At 71.8% G+C, this 25303-nt stretch carries 13 protein-coding genes; 12 read left to right on the top strand and 1 reads right to left on the bottom strand.

Annotation, left to right across the window (positions count from 1 at the left end):
- Nucleotides 1–2 precede the first annotated feature (2 nt).
- Genes AB0N03_RS44925 through AB0N03_RS44910 form a run of 4 tightly spaced genes read left to right on the top strand, consistent with a single transcriptional unit; the run spans nt 3 to nt 3964 of the window.
- Complete coding sequence (locus AB0N03_RS44925; protein WP_364386307.1) at nt 3–869, top strand: VOC family protein; 867 nt, start codon at nt 3–5, stop codon at nt 867–869.
- A complete protein-coding gene (locus AB0N03_RS44920; RefSeq protein WP_364386305.1) occupies nt 866–2230 on the top strand; it encodes a M20/M25/M40 family metallo-hydrolase in 1365 nt (454 codons plus the stop codon). The genes AB0N03_RS44925 and AB0N03_RS44920 overlap by 4 nt, the downstream gene beginning before the upstream one ends.
- On the top strand, nt 2227–3384 hold the full coding sequence (locus AB0N03_RS44915; RefSeq protein ID WP_364386303.1) for a Rieske 2Fe-2S domain-containing protein: 1158 nt from the start codon (nt 2227–2229) through the stop codon (nt 3382–3384). Before AB0N03_RS44920 ends, AB0N03_RS44915 begins: the two co-directional genes overlap by 4 nt.
- Entirely contained in the window at nt 3377–3964 is a 588-nt protein-coding gene (locus AB0N03_RS44910; protein ID WP_364386301.1) for a UbiX family flavin prenyltransferase, read from the top strand. Before AB0N03_RS44915 ends, AB0N03_RS44910 begins: the two co-directional genes overlap by 8 nt.
- A gap of 192 nt (nt 3965–4156) precedes the next feature.
- Here AB0N03_RS44910 and AB0N03_RS44905 read toward each other — a convergent pair whose 3' ends face one another.
- Nucleotides 4157–5575 (bottom strand): UbiD family decarboxylase, encoded by a 1419-nt coding sequence (locus tag AB0N03_RS44905; protein ID WP_364386299.1) that lies wholly within the window; start codon nt 5573–5575, stop codon nt 4157–4159.
- 190 nt (nt 5576–5765) lie between these two features.
- Between AB0N03_RS44905 and aceA the strand changes: the two genes are divergently transcribed.
- From aceA to AB0N03_RS44865, 8 genes are all read left to right on the top strand, one after another.
- Nucleotides 5766–7061, top strand: a complete 1296-nt coding sequence (gene aceA / locus AB0N03_RS44900; RefSeq protein WP_364386297.1) for an isocitrate lyase — start codon at nt 5766–5768, stop codon at nt 7059–7061.
- A gap of 82 nt (nt 7062–7143) precedes the next feature.
- Entirely contained in the window at nt 7144–7791 is a 648-nt protein-coding gene (locus AB0N03_RS44895) for a hypothetical protein (protein ID WP_364386295.1), read from the top strand.
- A gap of 62 nt (nt 7792–7853) precedes the next feature.
- Complete coding sequence (locus AB0N03_RS44890; RefSeq protein ID WP_364386293.1) at nt 7854–8126, top strand: acyl carrier protein; 273 nt, start codon at nt 7854–7856, stop codon at nt 8124–8126.
- 29 nt (nt 8127–8155) lie between these two features.
- Nucleotides 8156–9505 (top strand): NAD(P)/FAD-dependent oxidoreductase, encoded by a 1350-nt coding sequence (locus tag AB0N03_RS44885; protein WP_364386291.1) that lies wholly within the window; start codon nt 8156–8158, stop codon nt 9503–9505.
- Between the two features lie 90 nt (nt 9506–9595).
- Entirely contained in the window at nt 9596–11023 is a 1428-nt protein-coding gene (locus AB0N03_RS44880; RefSeq protein WP_364386289.1) for a cation:proton antiporter, read from the top strand.
- Nucleotides 11024–11032: 9 nt separating this feature from the next.
- Nucleotides 11033–12247: a macrolide family glycosyltransferase gene (locus AB0N03_RS44875; protein ID WP_364386287.1), complete on the top strand. Its 1215-nt coding sequence runs from the start codon at nt 11033–11035 to the stop codon at nt 12245–12247.
- Nucleotides 12244–13443, top strand: coding sequence for a cytochrome P450 (locus AB0N03_RS44870; RefSeq protein ID WP_364386285.1), 1200 nt, complete (start codon nt 12244–12246; stop codon nt 13441–13443). The genes AB0N03_RS44875 and AB0N03_RS44870 overlap by 4 nt, the downstream gene beginning before the upstream one ends.
- A 120-nt stretch (nt 13444–13563) precedes the next feature.
- A complete protein-coding gene (locus AB0N03_RS44865) occupies nt 13564–25302 on the top strand; it encodes a type I polyketide synthase (protein WP_364386283.1) in 11739 nt (3912 codons plus the stop codon).
- Nucleotide 25303 lies beyond the last annotated feature (1 nt).

The following is a 25303-nucleotide window of genomic DNA, read 5'->3' as shown; positions in this document are numbered from 1 at the left end:
CCATGCGCATCCGCAGTCTCGCCTACGTCGGACTGTCCACCCGGGAGCTCGCGGCGTGGGAGACGTTCGCCGCGGACGTCCTGGGCCTGCCCGGCGAGCGGGCGGACGACGGGCGCCTGCTGCTGCGCATGGACGAGCGGGCCTACCGCTTCGACGTGCGCCGCGGCGAGAGCGAAGCGCTGTCCTGGCTGGGCTGGGAGGTGGCGAGCGCCGCCGACCTGGCTGCGCTCGAACACGAGCTGGCCGCGGCGGGCGTCGCGGTGACCCGGGCGACCGCCGCCGAGTGCGCCGACCGGCGCGTCGCGGGCATGGCCTGGCTCGAAGACCCGTCCGGGCTGCGCCACGAGCTGTTCTACGGCCAGGAGGCCGACTTCCGGCCGCTGCGCCTGACCCGGACGCTGGCCGGCTACCGGACCGGCGAGCACGGGATGGGCCACGCCGTCGTCGGCGTCACGAACTACGCCGAGACGCTGGCGTTCCTGGTGGACACACTGGGCTTCGGGGTCAGCGACACGTTCAAGGGCTTCATCGCCTTCCTGCACTGCAACCCGCGCCACCACTCCATCGCGCTGGTGGAGACCGACGAGCCCGGCCTGCGCCACATCATGTTGGAGACGACGACGCTCGACGACGTCGGCTCGACCATCGACGTCGCCTACGACCGCCGCATCGTGACCCGCACGCTGGGCCGGCACACCAACGACCGCGCCGTGTCGTTCTACCTCGAGACGCCGTCGGGCTGGGAGATCGAGTACGGCTGGGACGGCCTGGACGTCGATACTGCCGACTGGTCGACGCGGCAGCTGGCCGGGCCGACCAGCCTGTGGGGGCACCACCACGTGACCGGCACCGAGATCAAGACCTCATGACGCCCGACCCCCTCGACCCGGACATCACGAAGCTGTCCGGCTGGCAGCGGGAGTGGGTCAAGGCCGCCCGCGGCGAGGTCGACGAAGAAGAGCTGGCGCTGCTGTGCCAGTCGGCCGCCGACATCCCCAGCCCGACCGGCTGCGAGCGGGAGCTGGCCGAGTACTTCCGCGACGTGATGACCTCGGCCGGGATCGACAGCCGGGTGCAGGCGATCGACGAACGCCAGGCCAACCTCGTCACCCGCGTCGGCACCGGCCGCACGGGCGCGCAGCTGCTCCTGCTGGCGCCGCTCGACACCGCGTTCGCGCCGGGCCCGGAGGACGCACCGTGGCTCGGGGAACGGCCGCGCGCCGACTTCACGCTGCCCGCGCAGCGCTACGGCGACAAGATCGTCGGGCTCGGCGCGGAGAACCCCAAGGCGTTCGCCAGCTGCGCGCTGGCCGCCGCGCTCGCCGTGCACCGCTCCGGTGTGCCGCTGGACGGGCAGCTGGTGGTCGCGCTGGTCGGCGGCAGCATGCCGGTGCTGGCCGGGGAGCAGTCCTCGCGGCGCAACTCGGGCATGCACGTCGGCACCCAGTTCCTGCTGGACCACGGCCAGTCCTCCGCCGACCTCGCGATCGTGCTCAAACCGGGTTACTCGGTGGTGCACGAGGAGGTCGGGTTCGTGATCTTCCGCGTCGTCGTGCGCGGCTCGGTCGGCTACACCGGCAGCCGGCACAAGGGGCACTACAACAACGCGATCCTCGCCGGTGCCCGGATGATCGGGCGGCTGGAGAGCTGGTTCGCCGAGTACACCGCGCGCAACTCCTCGGGCCAGGTGGCGCCGCAGGGCGCGGTCACCGCGATCCGGGCCGGCGACGGGACCAAGCCGGCGTTCAACCCGGCGACCTGCGAGTTCTGGGTCGACCTGCGGGTCAACCCGCGGACCACGGTCAACCACGTGGCCGGCCAGTTCGAGGCGATCGTCGCCGAGCTGCGCGCGACGGAACCCGCCGTCGGGATCGAAGTCGAGCTGGTGGCCGGCCAGGCGGGCTCGGCCACCCCCGCCGACAGCCCGGTCGTCACCCGGCTGGTCCGGGCCTGGGAAGAGGTCGAGGGCCGGCCGCACGTGCCGGGCAAGCCGGGCAGCGGGCTGTCCGACGGCGGCGTGCTGCGCCGCCACGGCATCCCGACCGCGCGGATCGGCCTGCCCATGGCGGCCGAGCCCGGTCCGTTCGAAGGGTTTTCCATGGGTGTCGCGGACCTGCCGGCCATGCGCCGGCTGGTCGACCTGCTGGTCGGCGTCGTCGTGGACGTGACCACGCGGCAGCGCGCCGAACTGTGTGAGCCTCCCGCGAGTTCTCGAGGAGACAACCGATGACCGACACTGTTGGCGACGAGCAGGCCCCTCCGGCGCGGCGGCAGGCCACCGTCGGCGGCCCCGGCCGCCGCGACTGGTCGACGTGGCCGCGTTACGAGGCGGCGGCGCTCGGCTTCCGCGAGTACTGGTACCCGGTGGCGTGGTCGCGCAAGATCGGCCGCAAGCCCCGCGCGGTCCAGGTGCTCGGCGAGAAGATCATGCTGATCCGCGACGGCGGCGAAGTCCGCGCGCTGCACGACCGGTGCCCGCACCGCGGGGTCCCGCTGAGCCACAAGATGTCCTCGCAGGAGTTCCCCGGCACGTGGAGCTGCTGCTACCACGGCTGGACGTTCGACCTGGAGACCGGCGTGCTGGTCGCGGCGATCACCGACGGCCCGGAGTCGCCGATCTGCGGCAAGGTCACCGTGCGCACCTACCCGGTCGAGGAAGCCCGCGGCCTGGTCTGGGTGTGGCTGGGCGACGGCCCGGCCCGCCCGTTCGCCGAGGACGTCCCGGAGGAGCTGCTCGACCCGGACGCCGTCGTCGTCGGCCGGATCACCGTGCGGGACGGCAACTGGCGCTTCGGGGCGGAGAACGGCTTCGACGACGGCCACGCGAAATGGCTGCACCGCAACGCGTTGTGGACCAAGCGGGTCAAGATGCCGGTGTGGAGCGAGATGAAGGTCATCCGCGACGGGCCGTGGATCACCCGGCGCAAGGACAAGATGCACTACAGCGCGTCGTTCCCCGGCCTCGGCGACTTCCCGAAGAAGACGTGGTACCGGCGGCGCGAGGGCAACAAGACGAAGGTGTCGCTGCGGCTGCCGGGCACGCTGCGGGTGAAGTACGCGGAGTGGTCGCACTTCGAGTGGTGGGTCGCCGCGACGGCGGAGAACCACACGTACGTCCAGCTCGCGGTGATGAACAAAGGCAAGTGGCGCAACCGTCGTTTTCGGCTCTACTACTGGACTTGGGCGCGCTGGGTGTTCCACGGCATGTTCAACGACGAGGACCGGCTGATGGTGGAGGTCACCGACGCCCCACCGGAGCGGCTGTACCGTCCCGACGTCTCGCTGACCGAGTGGCGGCGGATGGTCGAGGAGGAGGCCCGGCGCGGTCCGGTCGAGGTCGTCAAGGAGCGCCAGGCGGAGAAGAGGCGGGCGAAGCATGACTGAGCCGACGCGGCTGGTGATCGGGATGTCCGGCTCCAGCGGGGCGATCTACGGGATCCGCTTGCTGGAGATCTTGAAGGGCATGCCGGAGGTCGAGACGCACCTGGTGGTGACGCCGGCGGCGCGGCAGACGATCGCTTTCGAGACGGACTGGACGCCGGAGTCCGTTGCTTCCCTGGCGGATGTCACTTACCGGCCGGGCGACATCGCGGCGCCGATCTCGAGCGGGTCGTTCCCGATCGACGCGATGATCGTGCTGCCGTGTTCGGTGCGGAGCCTGGGGGCGATCGCTTGGTCGCAGAACGACAGTCTGCTGGTGCGCGCGGCCGATGTGACTCTGAAGGAGCGGCGGAAGCTGGTGGTCGCTTTGCGCGAGACGCCGCTGCATCTGGGGCACCTGCGGGCGATGACCCAGGTGACCGAGATGGGCGGGATCATCGCGCCGCTGATGCCGGCGTTCTATGGGCGCCCTGCGACTTTGGGGGACTTGGTGGACCACCAAGTCGGGCGGCTGTGCGATCTCTTGGGGATTCGGCCGCCGGACGAGCTGGTCGAGCGCTGGCACGGCCCCTCGACCCACTGACCGGCTTCCGGCCCGGATGGCATGAACGACTCTTTCATGTCGTCCGGCGCCGTGAAAGAGTCGTTCATGACGTTCCGGCCCGGCTCGCACCCCCGCACCCGGCCACCGAAAAGGCCCCCTCCGCCGGAGGGGGCCTTCTTCGTCCGTGGTGGAAGATCGCCCCCACCGGCGGTGAGCCGGTGAGGGCGACCTTCAGTCCAAATAGGACGCCAAGGCGTCCCCGTCTTCCAGCAGCCCGCGGTGGTCCACCCGCGCCACCACCTCCGGCGGTACCCGGCACGAAGGCGGGAACACCGCCGGCGGCACGGGCTTCGTGCAGTCGAAGATCAGCTTCGTCTCCATCGGGCCCTTCTCCTCCCGGTTGTGCCCGTAGGTCACCGGGTTGAGCTGGCCGCCGAGGAAACCCGGCATGATCGTCAGGTCACGGTCCGCCTGGAAGCGCGTCGCCAGGCACCACAGCGTCTCGACCTCGTTGAACACGTCCACGTCGTCGTCCACCACGAACACGTGCTTCAACAGAGGGTCGACCGCCAAAGCCGCACAAGCCGCGAGCTTCGGCTCGCCCTCCACGCGCTTGCTCATCGACAGGTACAGGTGCGACCGCGCCATGCCCGACAGCGGCAGGTGCACGCCGGTCACCGTGGGCACCGCATCCTTGACCCGGCGGTAGATGCTGCCCATCCGGGGGAGCCCGCCCAGCATGCTGTGCTCGGTGTGCGCGTTGAACACGTCGACGAAGATGGGCTTGCGGCGCATGGTGATCGCGGTGATCTTCACGTAGGGCTGCGGGCCGGTGCGGGTGTAGAACCGCGGGTACTCGCCGAACGGGCCTTCGACGGCCGTCGCGTCGGGGTCGGTGTCGATCACGCCCTCGATGACGATCTCCGCGCGGGCCGGCACCTCGAGGTCGACCGTCTTGCAGGGCACCATTTCCAGCGGCTCGCCGAGCAGGCCGCCCACGACGTCGAGCTCGCCACCGATACCCTCCAGTTTGGACACCGCGCCCATCAGCAGGGCCGGGTGGTGGCCGATGACCAGCGCCACCTCCATCGGCTGCTTCTGCTCGCGCAGCTTGCGCAGCACGTAAGCCGTGTGGTGGGCCGGGTTGACCTGGATGCCGACCTGGTCGCGACCCTGCTGCTGGTGGCGGAAGATGCCCGCGTTGATCTTGCCGCTGTCCGGGTCGCGGCAGATGGTCACCGCCGAGGTGATGTACTTGCCCGCGTCCAGCTCCTGGTGCTTGAGCAGCGGCAGCAGGCCGACGTCGATGTCGTCGCCGGTGAGCACGACGTCCTGCACCGGCGCGGTGTCGACCGTGACGGGCTTGATCCCGGACCCCTCGCGCAGGGCGTACTCCGGCACCATCGAGTGCACGTCCGAGCCGATGCTGCGCGCGAGCCGCTCGTAGGTGCCGTGCAGGTTGATGAGCAACGGGATCTCGGAACCGCCGACGTTTTCGCACAGCACCGCGGGGAAGCCGGGGTACGCGGGGTCGTCCTCCATGCGGTCGACGAGCGCGGTGACCTCGAACTCGGGGTCGACCGGCTTGCGCACGACCTTGATCTGGTCCGGGTCCAGCTCGGCCAGGAATGTCCGCAGATCCTTTGCCATCAAACGCCTTCCGTTCGCAAGGTGGCTCGCCGGCCGATTATCGGCCCCGGTCACGACGCCGGCCGGGCCCGACCGGCAAGAACTAGGGGAATGCTTCGTCCTGACTCCGGGGTGACGCCGGGCCGGGGTTGCCGGGTGCTAAATGGTCTCGTCCACGAAGCCGCGCGTCGTCGTACGTCAGGAGAACGACATGACCGTCACCGCAGCGCCGCCCCGCGAAGCCGCGGCGGCCGAACTGGCCCGGTCCTGGGCCGAGGACCCCCGGTGGCGCGGAGTCCGCCGGGACTACTCCGCCGAGGACGTCCTGCGGCTGCGCGGCAGCGTGACCGAGGAGCACACGCTCGCCCGGCTCGGCGCGGAGCGGCTCTGGAAGCTCCTGCACACCGAGGACTACGTCCACTCGCTCGGCGCGCTGACCGGCAATCAGGCCGTGCAGCAGGTGCGCGCCGGCCTCAAGGCCATCTACCTGTCCGGCTGGCAGGTCGCCGCCGACGCCAACCTGTCCGGCCACACCTACCCGGACCAGAGCCTCTACCCGGCCAACTCCGTCCCGCAGGTCGTGCGCCGGATCAACAACGCGCTGCTGCGCGCCGATCAGATCAGCTGGGCCGAGGACGAAAAGGACGCCCCGCACTGGCTGGCCCCGATCGTCGCGGACGCCGAAGCCGGCTTCGGCGGCGTGCTCAACGCCTTCGAGCTGATGAAGGGCATGATCGCCGGCGGCGCCGCCGGCGTGCACTGGGAAGACCAGCTGGCCGCGGAGAAGAAGTGCGGCCACCTCGGCGGCAAGGTGCTCATCCCGACCTCCCAGCACGTCCGCACGCTGCAGGCCGCGCGCCTGGCCGCCGACGTCTCCGACGTCCCCAGCCTCGTCATCGCCCGCACCGACGCCCAGGCCGCGAACCTCATCACCAGCGACGTCGACGACCGGGACAAGCCGTTCCTGACCGGCGAGCGCACTCCCGAGGGCTACCACCGCGTGCGCGGCGGCATCGAGCCGTGCATCGCTCGCGGTCTCGCCTACGCGCCCTACTCCGACCTGCTGTGGATGGAGACGTCCAAGCCGGACCTCGAAGTCGCGCGCCAGTTCGCCGAAGCGATCAAGGCCGAGTACCCCGACCAGCTGCTGGCCTACAACTGTTCGCCGTCGTTCAACTGGAAGCAGCACCTCGACGACGCGACGATCGCGAAGTTCCAGCGCGAGCTCGGGCACATGGGCTACAAGTTCCAGTTCATCACCCTCGCCGGGTTCCACGCGCTGAACCATTCGATGTTCGCCCTGGCGCGCGACTACGCCGACGAAGGCATGACGGCCTACGTCGAACTCCAGGAGCGCGAGTTCGCCGCCGAGGCCGCCGGCTACACCGCGACGCGCCACCAGCGCGAGGTCGGCACCGGCTACTTCGACCTCGTCAGCACGGTCGTCAACCCGTCCAGCAACACCGTCGCGCTGATGGACTCCACGGAGAAGTCGCAATTCTACTGAGCATTTCCCCAGCCGGACCCGTGCTAGAAACGAATAGACGACACATCAGCCACGCGAAAACTGGAATTCAGGACGGTTGCCCATGCGCATGCCCGAGAACCTCGAAGACATGGTGTACGGAGTCTATGGAACCACTGAAATCGCGGTGAAGCCATGCCCGTTCACGCAGGCCGAGATCGATGAGCTCGAATCCACCAACGAAATGCTCATCTACGTGCCCCAGGAGATCTCCGAGGCGCAGATGATCGAGACCGGCAAGCTCAACACGAACTTCCGCTGGGAAGTCGAGCAGAACATGATCAAGAGCCCGATGACCGACGAGTCGCACTGGCTCGTCTGCTCGGCCTCGCCGATCCCCGAGATGCTCGGCCAGAGCACCCAGGCCATTTCCCGCGTCTACGACGAAGAGGGTCTCGACGGCATGGACTTCCGCCGTTACCTGGCCTTCGTGCTCACCTACCGGCACCTGACCAACGAGTACCCCGACTTCCGCCAGTGGTGCCTGCTCGTCGGCGGCCACTACGACCGCAGCGGCATCTCGCTGGTCGGCTTCGACAAGCACGGCAACTTCGGCCACCACGGCTGGATGAAGAACTTCAAGGCCAAGATGTCCGGCGGCCGGTACGTCGCCTTCGCCCCGCGCAAGCACATCAACGCCGAGACCGAGCGGCTCGAGCGTCCCCGCCGTGGCGCGCGCAACAAGGCCACGCACGACGCCGGCACCGACTGACCCTTTCCCGGATCCCAGCACAACCCTGTGCGTGGAGCTGTGCCGTCACTGGAGGAACAACCATGGCAGACGACGAGCGCGTGGACATCACGCGGAAGCTCGTTGAGTTCGTCGAGAAGCACCTGTTGGACGGCAAGGACGTGGGAGAACTGACCACGACCACGCCGTTGCTGGACTGGGGCCTGCTGAACTCGATCGAAACCACCCGGCTGGTCGCCTACCTCCGTGAGGAGTTCTCCGTGCGGGTTCCGCCCACGGAGATGGTGGCCCGTCACTTCAAGGACATCGAAAGCATCGCCGACCTGGTGATTTCGCTGCGCGCGCCGGTCGCCTGACCCCTGTTTCGATCTAGAACGGAGAACCTGTGTCTTACGACTACGATGTCGGCATCATCGGCGGTGGCCCGGCCGGTTCCACGGCGGCGTCCTACCTGGCCAAGGCCGGCCTTTCGGTGGTGGTCTTCGAGGGCGAGACGTTCCCTCGCGAGCACGTCGGCGAGTCCCTCGTCCCCGCGGTCATCCCGGTGATGCACGACATCGGGGTCATCGGCAAGGTGGAAGCCGCCGGCTTCCCCCGCAAGTACGGTGCCGCGTGGACGTCTTCGGACACCCGCCCGACCAGCACGCTCGACTTCGACGCCGGGTCGCACGGCCTCGGCGTGGCGGAAATCGCTTACGAGGAGCGTGACCAGAACGGCGTGGACCGCGTCTACGCCTGGCACGTCGACCGCGGCCAGTTCGACTCGATGCTGCTGAAGCACTCCGAGGAACTCGGCGCCAAGGTCTACCAGGGCGTCCGGGTCAACCGGGTCGACTTCACCGACCGCGACCGGCCGGTGCTGCAGGCCAAGATCGGCGACCAGCCCCTCGAGGTCGCCGTCCGCTGCGTGCTCGACGCCTCCGGCCGCCAGACGCTGCTGGGTCAGCAGCTCAAGGTCAAGGTGCCGGACAAGGTGTTCAACCAGTACGCGGTGCACACCTGGTTCGAGGGCCTCGACCGCGCGTCGCTGGCGCGCCGTCCCGAGGACGCGGACTACATCCACGTGCACTTCCTGCCGCAGGAGAACACCTGGGTCTGGCAGATCCCGATCACCGAGACCATCACCTCGATCGGCGTCGTCACCCAGAAGGAGAAGTTCAAGGAGCACAAGGACGACCTCGAGGGCTTCTTCTGGGATTCCGTCGGCACCCGGCCGGAAATGCTCGACGCGCTCAAGAACGCCAAGCGCGTCCGGAAGTTCAAGACCGAGGGCGACTACAGCTACGGCATGAAGCAGATCGCCGGTGACGCGCTGGTGCTCATCGGCGACGCCGCCCGCTTCGTCGACCCGATCTTCTCCAGCGGCGTCAGCGTCGCGATGAACAGTGCCCGCCTGGCGGCCAAGGACGTCATCGCCGCGCACCAGGCCGGTGACTTCCGCCGCGAGCGGTTCGACAACTACGTCACCACGCTCCGCAAGGGCGTCAACATCTGGTACGACTTCATCTCGATGTACTACCGGCTGAACGTGCTGTTCACCGCGTTCATCGACGACGACCGCTACCGCAAGGACGTCATCCAGATGCTCCAGGGCGACGTCTACGACGCCGAGGAGCCGGCGGCCCTGACCGCGATGAAGGAGTACGTCGCCGCCGTCGAGGCCGACCCCACGCACCTGTGGCACGGGCACCTCGGCAGCCTCAAGGCCTCTTCTTCGGCACTGGCGCTGTTCTAAGCAAGACACCGGTCGTGAGTGAGAAACAGTGTTCCAACACTGTTTCTCACTCACGACCTTTTCCGGCGGCGTTGATCGGAGAGGCCAGTCATGTCATCGCTCGACGAGCGCACCACCGAGTCCGCGACGCCCGCCACCCGGCGGGGCCGCGCGTGGATCGCCTACTTGGCCATGGTGGTCCTCCCGGTCGTGGCCGCGTTCTTCCTGCTGCGCACCGGCGGCAGCGGCGACGGACACGCGCCGGCCGGGCACCCCGGCGGCGCGGCCGACCCGGTGGCCAAGCTCCTGTTCGCCCTGCCGATCATCTTCCTGGCCTGCCGCCTGCTCTCGGCGGCGGCCCGGCGGCTGGCGCAGCCGACGGTGATCGGCGAGATCTTCGCCGGGATCCTGCTCGGCCCGTCGTTCCTCGGCTGGGTGTGGCCCGCCGCCTACCACTGGATCTTCCCCGACTACCTGGCCTCGACGATCAACACGCTCGCCCAGATCGGGCTCGTGATCTTCATGTTCCTGGTGGGCTACGAGCTCGACGTCGAGCTGGTCCGCCGCCGCAGCAAGGCCGCGGTGCTGGTGAGCCACGTGAGCGTCGCGATCCCGTTCCTGTCCGGGGTGCTGCTCGCGTTCGTCCTGCACCCCACGCTCGGCGCCGGCGTCGACCGGCTGCCGTTCTCGCTGTTCCTCGCGATTTCGATGAGCATCACCGCGTTCCCCGTGCTGGCGCGGATCATCACCGACCGCGGGATGACGAAGCTGCCGATCGCCGCGCTCGCGCTCAGCTGCGCGGCCGTCGACGACATCACCGCGTGGTGCCTGCTGGCGCTCGTGGTCGCCATCGCGAGCGCGACGTCGATGGCCGCCACCGCGCTGACCATCGGGCTCACCGTCGCGTTCTTCGCGTTCATGCTGTTCGTCGTGCGCCCGCTGCTGCGCCGGCTGTTCGCGCCCACGGAGCAGGGACAGAAAGCGCTGCCGACGACGGCGGTGGTGTCGGTGCTGCTGGCCGGGCTGCTGCTGTCCGCGCTCGCCACCAACGCCATCGGCATCCACCCGATCTTCGGCGCGTTCCTCTTCGGCGCCGTGACGCCGCGCGGCTCGCTGCCGATCCGCCAAGCCACCGAACAGATGCACGCGCTGACGGTCACGCTGCTGCTGCCGCTGTTCTTCGTCTACACCGGACTCCGCACGAAGTTCGACCTGATCGGCGCCGACCCCACGTTGTGGCTCTGGTGCCTGCTGATCGTCGCCGTGGCGATGCTGGGCAAGTGGGGCGGGAGCCTGGCCGCCGCGCGGCTGTCGGGGATCGGCAGACGGGACGCGTGGTCCCTCGGCGCGTTGATGAACTGCCGGGGCCTCACCGAGCTGGCGGTGCTGAACATCGGCCTCGACCTCAAGGTGATCAGCCCGACGATGTTCGCCATGTTGGTCGTCATGACGCTGGTCACCACCGTGGCCACCTCGCCCGCGCTTTCGCTCATCGAACGCTACAAGCGGCGGACCGGCGATCCCGTTCCCGCCGGGTAGGAGCCGGTCTTGACCCAGGCACGCGACATCACCTTCCTGCCCTACCCGGCCTACGGGCACATGACTCCGGTGCTGCCGGTGGTCGCCGAGCTCGTCCGCCGCGGTCACCGGGTCACCTGTTTCACCTCCGGCGAATTCGCCGAGCGGGTCGTCGCTCTCGGCGCCCGTGCCGAGGCGTACGGCTGCGACTTGTCCACCGCGCAGCCGGACATCACCGACGCCGACGAGGCCGCCCGGGCCCCGCTGCACCTGCTGGAGCAGAGCATGGCCGTGCTGCCCGCCGTGGAGCGCGCCTTCGACCGGGGCGCGCCGGACCTGCTCGTCTACGACACGACGCTGTGGGCGCCGGGACGGCTGCTGGCCCGCAAGCACGGGCTGCCGACCGTGCAGCTTTCGGCCACCGTGGCGTCCAACGAGCACTTCTCGCTCACCAAGGAGAACCAGGCCTACGGCGAGCCGGTCGACCCGGCGCACCCGGCGATCGCCCGGTTCGTCACGCGCCTCGGCGAGCACCTGGCCGCCCACGGTCTCGGGGACCTGACCCTGGAGGAGTTCTTCACCGGCGGCGACGAGTTCACGCTGGTGTTCCTGCCGCGAGCGTTCCAGCCGGCCGGCGAGACCTTCGACGAGCGGTTCGCCTTCGTGGGACCGTCCGCCGGTCCGCCGTCCGGGGCGTGGCAACCGCCCACCGACGGCCGGCCGGTCGTGCTGATCACCTTGGGCACGACCGTCAACGACCGGCCGGAGTTCTTCCGCACCTGCGCCGAAGCCTTCGCGGACGTGCCGTGGCAGGTGGTGCTCACCCTGGGGAAGAAGGTGGACCCGGCGACGCTCGGGCCGCTTCCGACCCATGTGGAGGCTCATCGGTGGGTCTCGCACGGCGACGTCCTCCCGCACTGCTCGGTGTTCCTCTGCCAAGGCGGCATGGGCAGCCTGATGGAGGCGCTGTCCTTCGGCGTCCCCGTGATCGCCGTGCCGCACCACCCGGAGCAGCACATCAACGCCCGGCAGATCCGGCGGCTCGGCCTCGGTGCCTCCCTGGACAAGGAAACCGTGACCGCCGAACGGATCCGCGACACGGTGCTCGCCGTCGACCGGGACGACGCCGTGCGCCGGCGCGTCCAGCTGATGCGGCGTGAGGTGCACGCCGCGGGCGGGGCCGTCCGCGCCGCCGACGAGATCGAGGCCCGGGTCGCACCCCTGGCCGGAGGGAGCCGGAAGTGACCGAGCCGTCGTCGTTGCCCGTCAAGCGGAGCTGCCCGTTCGACCCGCCCGACGAGTACCGGGCGCGGCCGGGAATCAGCCCCCTCGCGTTCGACGCCAGTCCCGGCCCGGCCACCGGCTGGCTCGTCACCAAGCTGTCCGACGTCCGCGCGGTGCTCGCCGACGCCCGGTTCAGCCACCGCAACGACCTCGTTGCGCTCGCCGTGCCGCCGCCGTTCCCGATGGACACCTACGAGCCCGAACCGGCCGCACCCGGCGCGTTCCCGAAGATGGACGGCGCGGACCACGCGCGGTACCGGAAACTGATCGCGAAGTACTTCACCGTGCGGCGCACCAGGGAGCTCGTCCCGGCCGCGGAGCGGATCGCCGGCGAGCTGCTGGACGCCATGGCCTCGCGGGGTACGGAGGCCGAGCTGGTCGCCGCCTACGCCGAGCCGCTGGCGACCCGGCTGATGTGCGAGCTGGTCGGCGTCCCCGAGGCGGATCGCGAGGAACTGCTGCACCACCTGAACGTGGTCGCCCGGATGCGGTACTCCCTCGAGGAGCTGATCGCCGCGATCACCGTGGTCGGCGGCACGCTGGAACGGCTCGTCGACGCCGCGTTCGACGCGCCGGGCGACGACCTGCTCGGCGAGCTGGCCCGCACCGGCGAGCTGGACCGGCCGGAGCTGGTGAACCTGGCGTGGGCGCTCGTCGGCGGCGGGTTCGACACGACGACGAACATGCTGGCGCTGGGCACCTTCGCGTTGTTCGACCACCGTGACCAGCTCGAGCGGCTGCGGGCCGACCCGGCGTTGTGGCCCAACGCCGTCGAAGAACTGTTGCGGTACCTGACGGTCTCGCACCTCGGCGCGAGCCGGGCGGCGCTGGAAGACGTCGAGCTGGGGGAGCAGGTGATCCGCGCGGGCGAGACGGTCGTCGTCGCGCTGCCGGCGGCCAACCGCGATCCCGAGCGCTTCCCGGACCCCCACCGGCTCGACATCGGCCGGGTCACCCAGGGCCACGTCGCGTTCGGCCACGGCGTGCACCAGTGCATCGGCCAGCACCTGGCCCGGTTCACGATGCAGGCGGGGTTCCAGGCGCTCTTCACACGCTTCCCGTCGCTGCGGCTGGCCGTGCCGCCGGAGCAGGTCCCGCTGCGCGACGACATGTTGCACTACGGGGTCCACGCGCTGCCCGTCACCTGGACCTCCTGAGTCCTCTAGGCACCGCACTAGACCTGACCTGTCCGCCGTGGACAGCGTTGCCGCGCCTGTGTTGCCGTGGACGTCGAGCAGTCTCCCCAGGAAGGAAGCCGCCCGCCGATGGAGCGTGAGATGACGGGTTTTGCGAGCACTCCGGGCGAGCCGGTCGCCGTGGTCGGGCTTTCCTGCCGCCTCCCCGGCGCGGACGGGCCCGCCGCCTTCTGGCGGCTGCTGACCGAGGGCCGCAGCGCGATCACCGACGTCCCCGCCGGCCGGTGGGACGCCGCGGAAACCGGCGTCCGCCGAGGGGGGTTCCTCGACGACGTCGACCGCTTCGACGCCGCGTTCTTCGGAATCTCGCCGCGTGAGGCCACGGCGATGGACCCGCAGCAGCGGCTGGTGCTGGAACTCGCGTGGGAAGCCCTCGAGCACGCCGGGATCGTGCCCGCGAGCCTCGGCGGAAGCTCCGCGGGCGTGTTCGTCGGCGCCATGTGGGACGACTACGCCGCGCTCGTGCACGCGAGCGCCCCCGAAGCGATCACCCACCACACCATCACCGGCGTCCACCGCAGCCTGCTGGGCAACCGTGTCTCCCACCTGCTCGGCGCGCACGGCCCGAGCTTCACCGTCGACTCCGGGCAGTCGTCCTCGCTCGTCGCCGTCCACCTCGCGGTGCAGAGCCTGCGCCGCGGCGAGTGCCCGGTCGCGCTGGCGGGCGGGGTCAACCTGATCTTCTCGCCGGGCAACGCGGTCACCACTGCTCGCTTCGGTGGGCTTTCGCCGGACGGGCAGTGCTTCACCTTCGACGCCCGCGCCAACGGCTTCGTGCGGGGCGAGGGCGGCGGGCTCGTCGTCCTCAAGACGCTCTCGCGGGCCCGGGCCGACGGCGATGAGATCTTCGCCGTCATCCGCGGCACCGCGGTCAACAACGACGGCGCCGGCGACGGCCTGACCGTTCCGGACGCCCAGGCCCAGGCCGCGGTGGTGCGCGGCGCCCACACCGACGCCGGGATCGAGCCGTCCGCCGTGGGCTACGTCGAACTGCACGGGACCGGGACCAAGGTCGGCGACCCGATCGAGGCGGCCGCGCTCGGCGACGTCTTCGCCGCCGGGCGCGACGAACCGCTGCCGGTCGGCTCCGTCAAGACCAACCTCGGGCACCTGGAGGGCGCGGCGGGCATCGCCGGGCTGCTCAAGGCCGTCCTTTCCGTCCGGCACGCCACGCTGCCCGCGAGCCTCGACTTCGCGACGCCGAACCCGGCGATCCCCCTGGACGAGCTGAAGCTGCGCGTCGTGGCGGAGAACGCCGGCTGGGACGCCGAACGCCGGATCGCCGGAGTCAGCTCGTTCGGCATGGGCGGGACCAACGCCCACGTCGTGCTCGAAGCGGCCGATCCGGTCGCGCCTCGCGAGGCGACGGACGCGACGGCGCCGTGGCTGCTCTCGGCCCGTACCGCCGTGGCTTTGCGGGCGCAGGCGGCCCGCCTGCTGTCGCATGTGGACGAGCACCCAGGACTGTCCGCTGTGGACGTCGGGTGGTCGCTCGCCAACCGCCGCACGGCGTTCGCGCACCGCGCGGTCGCCGGCAGCCGGGACGCGCTGCGCGCGGTCGCCGACGGACTGGGCCTCGTCCAGGGCGTCACCGCCACAAGCGACGATCGCGTCGTCTTCGTCTTCCCCGGGCAGGGCGGCCAATGGGCCGGGATGGCCGCCGAACTGCTGGATGGGTCGCCGGTGTTCGCCGCGCGGCTGGCCGAGTGCGCCGCCGCGCTCGCGCCGCACCTCGACTGGGACGTCATCGATGTCCTCCGCCAAGGGACGCCTTCCCTCGACCGCACCGATGTCCTACAGCCCGTGTTCTGGTCCGTCGCGGTGTCCCTGGCCGCCGAGTGGCGGGCGCACGGCGTGGAACCCGCCGCCGTGCTCGGCCACAGCCAGGGCGAGCTGGCGGCCGCCGTCGTCGCGGGCGCGTTGTCGCTGGAGGACGCGGCGCGGATCGTCGCGCTCCGGGCCAAGCTCCTCGCCGACCGGATGGCGGGCCACGGCGGAATGCTGTCGGTCGACCTTCCGGTCACGGCCGTGACCGAGCTGCTCGAGGCGTACCCCGGCCGGCTGTCGGTCGGCGCGGTCAACGGCCCCGCGACCACCGCGGTCTCCGGCGACCTCGACGCCCTCGACGAGCTCCAAGCCGAGCTGACCGCGCGCGAGGTGCGTTCGCGCCGGATCGCCATCGCCTACGCGTCGCATTCCGCGCAGGCCGAGCCGCTCAAGGACGAGCTGCCGCGGCTGATCGCCGGGATCCGGCCGAGGGCTTCGGAGATCCCGTTCTACTCCTCGACCGCGGGCGGCCTGCTCGACACCGAGCGGCTCGACGCGGACCACTGGTTCGCGAACCTGCGGCAGCCCGTGCTGTTCGACCCGGCCGTGCGTGCCGTGCTGGACGCCGGGATCGGTGTGTTCGCCGAGATCAGCCCGCACCCGGTGCTCGTCGGCGGCCTGCTGGCGACCGCGGCCGACCACGACCGCCCGGCCGCCGCGGTCGGCACCCTCCGCCGGGACGACGGCGGCCCGGCCCGCTTCGCCACCTCGGTCGCCGAGCTGTGGACCCGCGGCGGCGGCGTCGACTGGACGGCCGCGTTCCCCGGCGCGCGCCCGGTCGACCTGCCGACGTATGCCTTCCAGCGCGAGCGCTTCTGGCTCGAAGGCGACATCGCCGAAACTGTCGGTGCCCACCGATACGCTGGAAGCCGGGGGCCGGAGGCGCGCCCCGACCCGGCCGCACCGCCGGTCCGCGACGTCCTGGAAACCGTCCGCGCCCACACCGCGCTGGTGCTCGGCCACCCCGGCCCGGAGGCGATCGATCCGGCGGCGTCGTTCAAGGACCTCGGCTTCGACTCGATCATCGGCGTCGAGTTCTGCACGCGCCTCTCGGCCGCCACCGGCCTGAAGGTGGCCGCCACCTCGGTCTTCGACCACCCGACGCCCGCCCGGCTCGCGGCGATGCTGACCGGCAGCTCGAAAACCGTCCGGACCGAGGTCACGACCCGCGCCGACGAGCCCATCGCGATCATCGCGATGAGCTGCCGGTACCCGGGCGGCGTCCGCTCGGCGGACGAGCTGTGGCAGCTCGTCGCCGACGGCCGGGACGTCATCGGCGGCCTGCCCACCGACCGCGGCTGGGACCTCGACGACCTGTACGACGCCAACCCGGGCAAGGCGGGCAAGTCCTACGCGCGCCACGGCGGCTTCCTCACCGACGTCGCCGAGTTCGACGCGGACTTCTTCGGCATCTCACCGCGCGAAGCCCTCGCCATGGACCCGCAGCAGCGGCTGCTGCTCGAGACCACGTGGGAGGCCTTCGAGCACGCGGGCATCGACCCGGCGTCGCTGAAGGGCAGCCGCACCGGCGTCTACGTCGGCGCCACGTCGTCCGAGTACGGCCCGCGCCTGTACGAAGGCGGCGAAGGCTTCGACGGGCACCTGCTCACCGGCACCACCGGCAGCGTCGCGTCGGGCCGGCTGGCCTACGTCCTCGGGCTGGAGGGCCCGGCACTGACGGTCGACACCGCGTGCTCGTCCTCGCTGGTCGCGCTGCACCTCGCCGTGCGCGCGCTGCTGGCGGGGGAGTGCACGCTGGCGGTGGCCGGCGGCGCGGCCGTGCTGGCCGGCCCCGGGATGCTGGTCGAGTTCAGCCGGCAGCGCGGCCTCTCCCGCGACGGCCGCTGCCGGGCCTTCTCGGCCGACGCCGACGGCACGGGCTGGGCCGAAGGCGCCGGCGTCGTGCTGGTCGAACGGCTGTCCGACGCCCAGCGGCTGGGCCACCCCGTGCTCGCCGTCGTGCGGGGCACGGCGGTCAACTCCGACGGCGCGTCCAACGGCCTGACCGCGCCCAACGGTCCCTCACAGCAACGCGTGATCCGCTCCGCGCTGGCCGACGCCGGGCTCACACCGTCCGAAGTGGACGTCGTCGAGGCGCACGGCACCGGCACGCCGCTCGGGGACCCGATCGAGGCCCAGGCGTTGCTCGCCGCTTACGGCCAGGACCGCGAACGGCCGTTGCTGCTCGGCTCGCTGAAGTCGAACCTCGGGCACACGCAAGCCGCGGCGGGCATCGGCGGCGTGATCAAGATGGTCCAGGCCCTGCGCCACGGCGTCGTGCCGCGGACCCTGCACGCCGACGAACCCAGCCCGCGGGTCGACTGGTCCGCCGGCGCGGTGACGCTGGCCTCGGCCGAGCAGCCGTGGCCGGAGACCGGCGCGCCCCGCCGGGCCGGGGTGTCGTCGTTCGGCATCAGCGGAACGAACGCGCACGTCATCGTCGAACAGGCCCCGGAAGCCGTGCCCACGGTGTCCGAAGAGGACGGGTTGGGCGTGTGGATGCTGTCCGGTCGCTCGGAAGCCGCGGTGGCGGACCGGGCGTCGGCGCTGGCGGAGACGGACCACGGCGTCGCCGAAGTCGGCTGGTCCCTGGCGACGACGCGGACCGCCTTCGAGCACCGGGCCGCCGTGGTCGGCGAACGCCCCGAGCTTCTCGAAGGGCTCCGCGAGATCACCACACGAACCCCGGGCGCGTCCGTGGTCACCGGCATCACCGGTCCGGTGGGCCGCACGGTCTTCGTGTTCCCAGGGCAGGGCGCCCAGTGGGTCGGCATGGCGGCCGGACTGCTCGACGAGGCGACGGTCTTCGCCGACCGGTTCGCCGAGTGTGCGGCCGCGCTCGAGTCCTTTGTCGACTGGTCGCCTTTCGACATCCTCCGCGAAGGCGCGCTGGACCGGGTCGACGTGGTGCAGCCGATGTCGTGGGCGGTGATGGTTTCGCTGGCGGCGCTGTGGCAGTCGTACGGCGTCACGCCGGACGCGGTGGTGGGGCACTCCCAGGGCGAGATCGCCGCGGCGGTCGTCGCGGGTGGACTGTCCCTTGAGGATGGTGCCCGCGTGGTCGCCCTGCGCAGCAAGGCGATCGCGGCCGGGCTGGCCGGCCGGGGCGGGATGGCGTCGATCGCGCTGGACGCCGAGCGGGTGAAGTCCTTGCTCGACGACCGGATTTCGATCGCGGCGTTCAACAGCCCGTCGTCGACGGTCGTGTGCGGCGACCCCGCTGCCTTGCAGGAACTGGTCGCGCGCTGCGAAGCCGACGGCGTCCGCGCGCGAGTGATCCCGGTGGACTACGCGTCGCACTCGGCGCACGTCGAGGCGATCGAAGCCGAACTGCGGGACGTCCTGGCCCCGATCCGGCCGCGGACCGGGGACATCCCGTTCTACTCGACCGTGACGGCCGAACCGATCGACACCGCGACCCTGGACGCCGGGTACTGGTACCGCAACCTGCGGCAGCCGGTCCGGTTCCGGGACACCGCCGACGTCCTCGCCGAGCGCGGGCACCGGTTCTTCGTCGAGGTCAGCCCGCACCCGGTCCTCGGCGGCGGGCTCCAGGAAACCCGCGAAGAAGCAGCCGTCGTGGGGACGCTCCGCCGCGGCGAAGGGGGCCTCCGCCGGTTCTTGCTCTCCGTGGCCCAGCTCTGGACGCACGGCCACGACGTCGACTGGTCGACCCTCTACCCGCGGCCGCAGACGGTGAGCCTGCCCACCTACCCCTTCCAGCGACGGCGTTTCTGGATCGAACCGGCGGCCAAGCCCGCCGACGACAGCCGGTTCTGGACCGCGCTCGCCGACGACACGTTCGGCCTGGCCGAGGACACGCCGTGGCGCGACGCACGGATCGCGTTGGCCCGATGGCGGCGGCAAGCCGATCCGGACAGCCGGCGCCACCGCATCACCTGGCGCGCCCTGCCCGAGCCGGCCGCCACCCCGCTCACGGGCACCTGGCTCGTGCTCACGCCCACCGCCGGAGCGTTCTCCGGGCTGGACGCCGATCTCGTCGAGGTGCTCGTCACCGCGGACGACAACCGCGCCTCCCTCGCCGAGCGGCTGACCGGCCTGACTCCCGACGGAGTCCTTTCGCTGGTGACCTCCGCCGACCCGATCCACGCGGTCACGAGCGCGGCCGTGCTCGTCCGAGCTCTTGGCGACGCCGGGATCGACGCACCGCTGTGGTGCCTGACCAGCGGCGCGGTCGCGCTCGACACCGACCCCGCGCCGAAGCCGGCGCAAGCGGCGGTCTGGGGCCTCGGCCGGGTGGCCGCGCTGGAACACCCCGGCCGCTGGGGCGGGCTGATCGACTTACCCGGGACATGGGACGCCGAGGTCGCCGCGCGGCTGGCCGCCGTGCTGGCCGGCGACGAGGACCAGGTGGCGATCCGGCCGTCCGGGGTGTTCGTCCGCCGGCTGGTCCCCGCGCCCCTGCGGGGAAAGGCCCCGGCCCGGACCTGGGAAACCCGGGGCACGGCCCTGGTCACCGGCGGCACGGGAGCGCTCGGCAGGCACCTCGCCCGGTGGCTCGTGGCCCGCGGTGCCGAGCACGTCGTCTTGACCGGTCGCCGCGGCGCCGACGCGCCCGGCGTGGCCGAACTGCAGGCGGAGCTGGGCACGCGGGTGAGTGTCGTGGCCTGCGACGTCGCCGACGCCGACGCCGTCCGCGGGCTCGTCGACGGCATCGAAGACCTCCGCACGGTCGTCCACGCCGCGGGTGTCGGCACGCTCGCCGCGCTCGACGACACCGATCCCGAGGCGATCGCCGAGGTCCTGCGGGCCAAGGTGCTCGGCGCGCGGCACCTTGACGACGTGCTCGGCGACCGCGAGCTGGACGCCTTCGTGCTCTTCTCCTCGATCTCCGGCGTCTGGGGCGTCGCCGACCACGCCGCCTACGCCGCGTCGAACGCTTACCTCGACGCGTTCGCCCTGCGCCGCCGGGCGCTCGGCCGCACCGCGCTGTCGATGGCCTGGGGTCCCTGGGCGGGCGGCGGCATGATCGCCGAGAGCCTGCACGACGTCCTCGCCCGCCGCGGCGTCCCGGTCATCGAGCCCGAACCGGCCTTGACCGGCCTCGGACAGGCTCTGGACCACGACGAGACGTTCGTCGCGCTGGCCGAGATCGACTGGCCGGTGTTCGCCGAGGTCTTCACCGCCGTCCGGCCGAGCCCGCTGCTCGCCGAGCGGCCCGAGGTGAAGCAGCTCCGGGAAGAAGCCCCGGACTCGTCCGGCTGGGCCGCGCAGCTCGCCGCCCTCGCCCCGCCGGAGCGCGAGAAGCTGGTGTCCACTGTGGTCCGGCAGCAGGTCGCCGCGGCGCTCGGGCACGCGAGCCCGGAGACCGTCGACATCCGGCGCGCGTTCAAGGACCTCGGCTTCGATTCGCTCACCGCCGTCGAACTGCGCAACCGGCTGAGCGCGGCGACCGGCCTGAAGCTGCCGAGCACCCTGGTCTTCGACCACCCCACGACCGCCCTGCTGACCGAACACCTGCTGGCATCGGTCGCACCTTCATCCATTGTGGACACTGTGGACGAAACTTCCACGGCGGCCGACGACGACCCGATCGCCATCGTCGCGATGGGCTGCCGCTTCCCCGGCGGCGTCACCACGCCCGAACAGCTCTGGACCCTGCTGACCGACGGCGTCGACGCGATCTCCGGCCTGCCCGCCGACCGCGGCTGGGACCTCGGTTCGCTCTACGACGCCGACGCGAGCCGCCCCGGCACCACCTACGCCCGCCACGGCGGGTTCCTGGCCGACGCCACCCGGTTCGACCCGGCGTTCTTCGGGATTTCGCCGCGCGAAGCCGTCGCGATGGATCCGCAGCAGCGGCTGCTCCTGGAGGTTTGCTGGGAGGTGTTCGAGCGCGCCGGGATCGACCCCGCCGCGCTCCAGGGCACCCCGGCGGGCGTGTTCGTCGGCATGACCGACCAGGCGTACGGCTCGGGGGGTTCCGAGGGCGAGGACTACCTGGTCACCGGCGCGGTGTCCAGCGTCGCCTCCGGCCGGATCGCCTACGTCCTCGGCCTGGAGGGGCCGGCCGTCACGGTCGACACGGCGTGCTCGTCCTCGCTGGTGGCCCTGCACCTCGCGGCGCAGTCGCTGCGCTCGGGCGAGTGCTCGATGGCGCTGGCCGGTGCGTCGATGGTGATGTCGACGCCGAGCCAGTTCCTCGGCTTCAGCCGCCAGCGCGGGCTCGCGCCCGACGGCCGCTGCAAGCCGTTCGCCGCCTCCGCCGACGGGTTCGCCCTCGCCGAGGGCGTCGGCGTCCTGCTGGTGGAGCGGCTGTCCGACGCGCGCCGCCACGGGCACCCGGTGCTCGCGGTGCTGCGCGGGTCGGCGATCAACTCCGACGGCGCGTCCAACGGCCTGACCGCCCCGAACGGCCGGTCCCAGCAGCGGGTCATCCGCGCCGCGCTGGCCGGCGCGGGCCTGCGGCCGTCCGAAGTGGACGTCGTGGAGGCGCACGGCACCGGGACCCCGCTGGGCGACCCGATCGAGGCGCAGGCCCTGATCGCCGCGTACGGGCCGGACCGCGAACGTCCGTTGCTCGTGGGGTCGCTGAAGTCGAACCTCGGGCACACACAGACCGCGTCCGGTGTCGCCGGCGTGATCAAGATGGTCGAAGCGATGCGGCACGGGCAGCTGCCGAAGACCCTGCACCTCGACGAGCCGACCGCGGAGGTCGACTGGTCGTCCGGCGTGGTGGAGCTGGCGGCCGAGGACCGGGCGTGGCCCGAGACCGGGGCCCCGCGACGCGCGGGCGTGTCGGCGTTCGGCATCAGCGGCACCAACGCGCACGTGATCCTGGAGCAAGCACCCGAAGCGGCTCCGGTGGACGCATTGCCGGACACCGTGGGTACGTGGGTCCTGTCGGCCCGGTCCGAGGCGGCTGTGCGCGAGCAGGCAGCGGCACTGGCGGAGACCGAGCACGGCGTCGCCGAGGTCGGCTGGTCGCTGGTCAGCACCCGGTCGGCGTTCGAGTACCGGGCCGCGGTCGTCGGCGATCGGGACGACCTCCTGGCCGGGTTGCACGAGCTGGCTGCCGGAGGCCCGGTAACCACCGGGACCGCGGGGGAGACCGTGTTCGTCTTCCCCGGTCAGGGCGCGCAGTGGGCAGGCATGGCCGTCGACCTGCTCGACGAGGCCGCCTTCGCCGAACGGATCGCCGAGTGCGCGGCCGCGCTGGCCCCGCACGTGGACTGGTCGCTGACCGACGTCCTGGGCGACGCCGAGGCCCTGGAACGGGTCGAGGTCGTGCAGCCGGCGTCGTGGGCGGTGATGGTTTCCCTGGCCGCGCTCTGGCGGGCGCACGGGGTCGAGCCCGACGCCGTCGTCGGCCACTCGCAGGGCGAGATCGCCGCCGCCGTGGTCGCGGGTGGACTGTCTCTTGAGGACGGTGCCCGGATCGTCGCCCTGCGCAGCAAGGCGATCGCCGCCGGACTCGCCGGGCGCGGCGGGATGGCGTGGATCGCGGCCCCGGAAGCCGTGCTCACGCCGCTGCTGGAGCCGTACGACGGCCGGATCTCCGTCGCCGCCGTGAACGGGCCGGGCTCGGTCGTCGTCTCCGGCGAGGTCGAGGCCCTGGAAGCGCTGCTCGCCGAAGCCGGTGACCTGCGGGTCCGCCGGGTCCCGGTGGACTACGCCTCGCACTCGGCCGCGGTCGAAGCGATCGAGGCCGAACTGCGCGACGTCCTCGCGCCGGTCCGGCCCCGGCCGTCGGCGATCACCTACATCTCCGGCGTCACCGGTACGCGGGTGGACACCGAAACGCTCGACGCCGGGTACTGGTACCGCAACCTGCGTCAGCCGGTCCGGTTCCACGACGCCACGAAGACGCTCATCGAAGCCGGACATCGGTTCTTCGTCGAGGTCAGCCCGCACCCGGTGCTCGGCGGCGGTATCGAAGAGACCCTGGACGAGGCGCAGGAGAGCGCCGCCGTCGTCGGCACCCTGCGCCGCAACGCGGGCGACCCCCGGCGGTTCCTGACCTCGCTGGCGCAGCTGTGGGCCCACGGCCACGATGTCGACTGGTCGGTCCGCTATCCGGTCAAGCGCACGGTTCCGCTCCCGACCTACCCGTTCCAGCGTAACCGGTTCTGGCTCGAACCCCGGTCCGCGGCACCGGCGGTCCGGTCCACAGTGGATGAACTGCGCTACGAGGTCCGCTGGAGTCCCGTGGCCACCCCGCGTGCCGCCTCGCTCGATGCCGGCTGGCTGGCCGTCGTGCCCGCCGGGCACGACTTCCGGGAGCTGCTCGGCCTGGACCTCCGCCTGCTCGAAGTGTCCACGGAGGACCGTGAAGAGCTGGCGGAGCTGCTGGCCGCGGAAGCACCGCCCACCGGTGTCGTCTCCCTGCTGGCGCTCGACGACGAGCCGCACGCCGAACACCCCGTGCTCACCGCGGGTCTGGCCGGCAACGTCCTGCTGACGCAAGCCCTGGCCGACGCCGGGATCATCGCTCCGCTGTGGTTCGCGACCCGCGGCGCCGTCTCGGCCGAGCCGGGCGAACCCCTGGTGAACGCCGCCCAGGCGATGGCCTGGGGCCTCGGCGGGATCCTCGGGCTCGACCAGCCCGACCGCTGGGGCGGCCTCGTCGACCTGCCGCCCGTCGCCGACGCCGCGACCGCCGGCCGGCTCGCGGCCGTGCTCACCGGCCACGACGGTGAGGACCAGGTGGCGCTGCGACCGTCCGGGGTGTTCGCCCGCCGGCTGGTCCGCGCGGCGGCGTCCCCGCCCGTCCGCTGGCGGCCGCACGGCACAGCGCTGGTCACCGGCGGTACCGGCGCGCTCGGCGGACAGGTTGCCCGCTGGCTCGCCGCGAACGGTGCCGAGCACGTGGTGCTCGTGAGCCGCAAGGGCGAAGACGCGCCCGGGGCCGCGGAACTCATGGGCGAGCTGTCCGCACTCGGAGCGAAGGTCACCGTCGCGGCCTGCGACGTCTCGGACCGCGACGCGCTGCGCGAGCTGCTCGCGGAGCTACCGCCGGTGAACGCCGTGGTCCACACGGCGGGCGCGGTGGACGTCGAACGCCCGATCACCGCCGTCACCCTGGCCGACTTCGCCGAGCTGGCCGAGGCCAAGGTGCGCGGTGCGCGGAACCTCGACGAGCTGTGCGGCGACCTGGACGCGTTCATCCTGTTCTCCTCCGGCGCCGGCGTCTGGGGCAACGCGGGCCAGGCGGGCTACGCCGCCGCGAACGCCTTCCTCGACGCGCTGGCTCACCAGCGCCGCGACCGCGGGGTGCCGGCGACGTCGATCGCCTGGGGTGCCTGGGCGGGCGGGGGCATGGTGGACGAGAACGTCGGCGCGCAGCTCGAGCGGCGCGGGGTCCCGATGATGCGGCCCGAGCTGGCCGTCACCGCGATCCAGCCGTCGGTCGACACCGGCCGCCCGGCCGGCGTCGTCGCCGACATCGACTGGGCGAAGTTTACCCCGCTCTACACCGCGGCGCGACCGCGCCCCCTGCTGCGCGAGCTACCCGAAGCGCAGCAAGAGTCCTCTGTGGACAGCGACGGCGAGCTGGTGAAGCGGCTGCGGGCGGCGTCGGAAAGCGAACGCGAGCGGGTCGTGCTCGACCTGGTCCGCGGCGAGGTCGCCACGGTGCTCGGCTTCCCCGGCCGCGACGTCGTCCGGCCTGCGCAGACGCTGAAGGAGCTGGGGTTCGACTCGCTGACCGCGCTCGACCTGCGCAACCGGCTCGCCGCGGCGACCGGCCTGAGGCTGCCCGCCACGCTGGTCTTCGACTACCCGACGCCCACCGCCGTCGCGCAGCACGTGCTCGAAGGCCTCTTCACCGAGGACACCGCAGCCGACGAGCTGGACCGGATCGAGGCCGCACTGGCAGCCCTGCCGACCGAGCTGGTCACCGCCCGGCTGCGGAAGCTGCTGTGGAAGTGGGACGACGCGGGCGACGACGGCGACGACGACGGCCTGGAACTCGACACCGCGACCGACGACGAGATGTTCGCGGCGATCGACCGAGAACTCGGAATCTCTTGAC

The organism is Amycolatopsis sp. NPDC051061 (assembly GCF_040682935.1).
Lineage (GTDB): Bacteria > Actinomycetota > Actinomycetes > Mycobacteriales > Pseudonocardiaceae > Amycolatopsis.
This window is presented reverse-complemented; position numbering and strand designations above follow the sequence as displayed.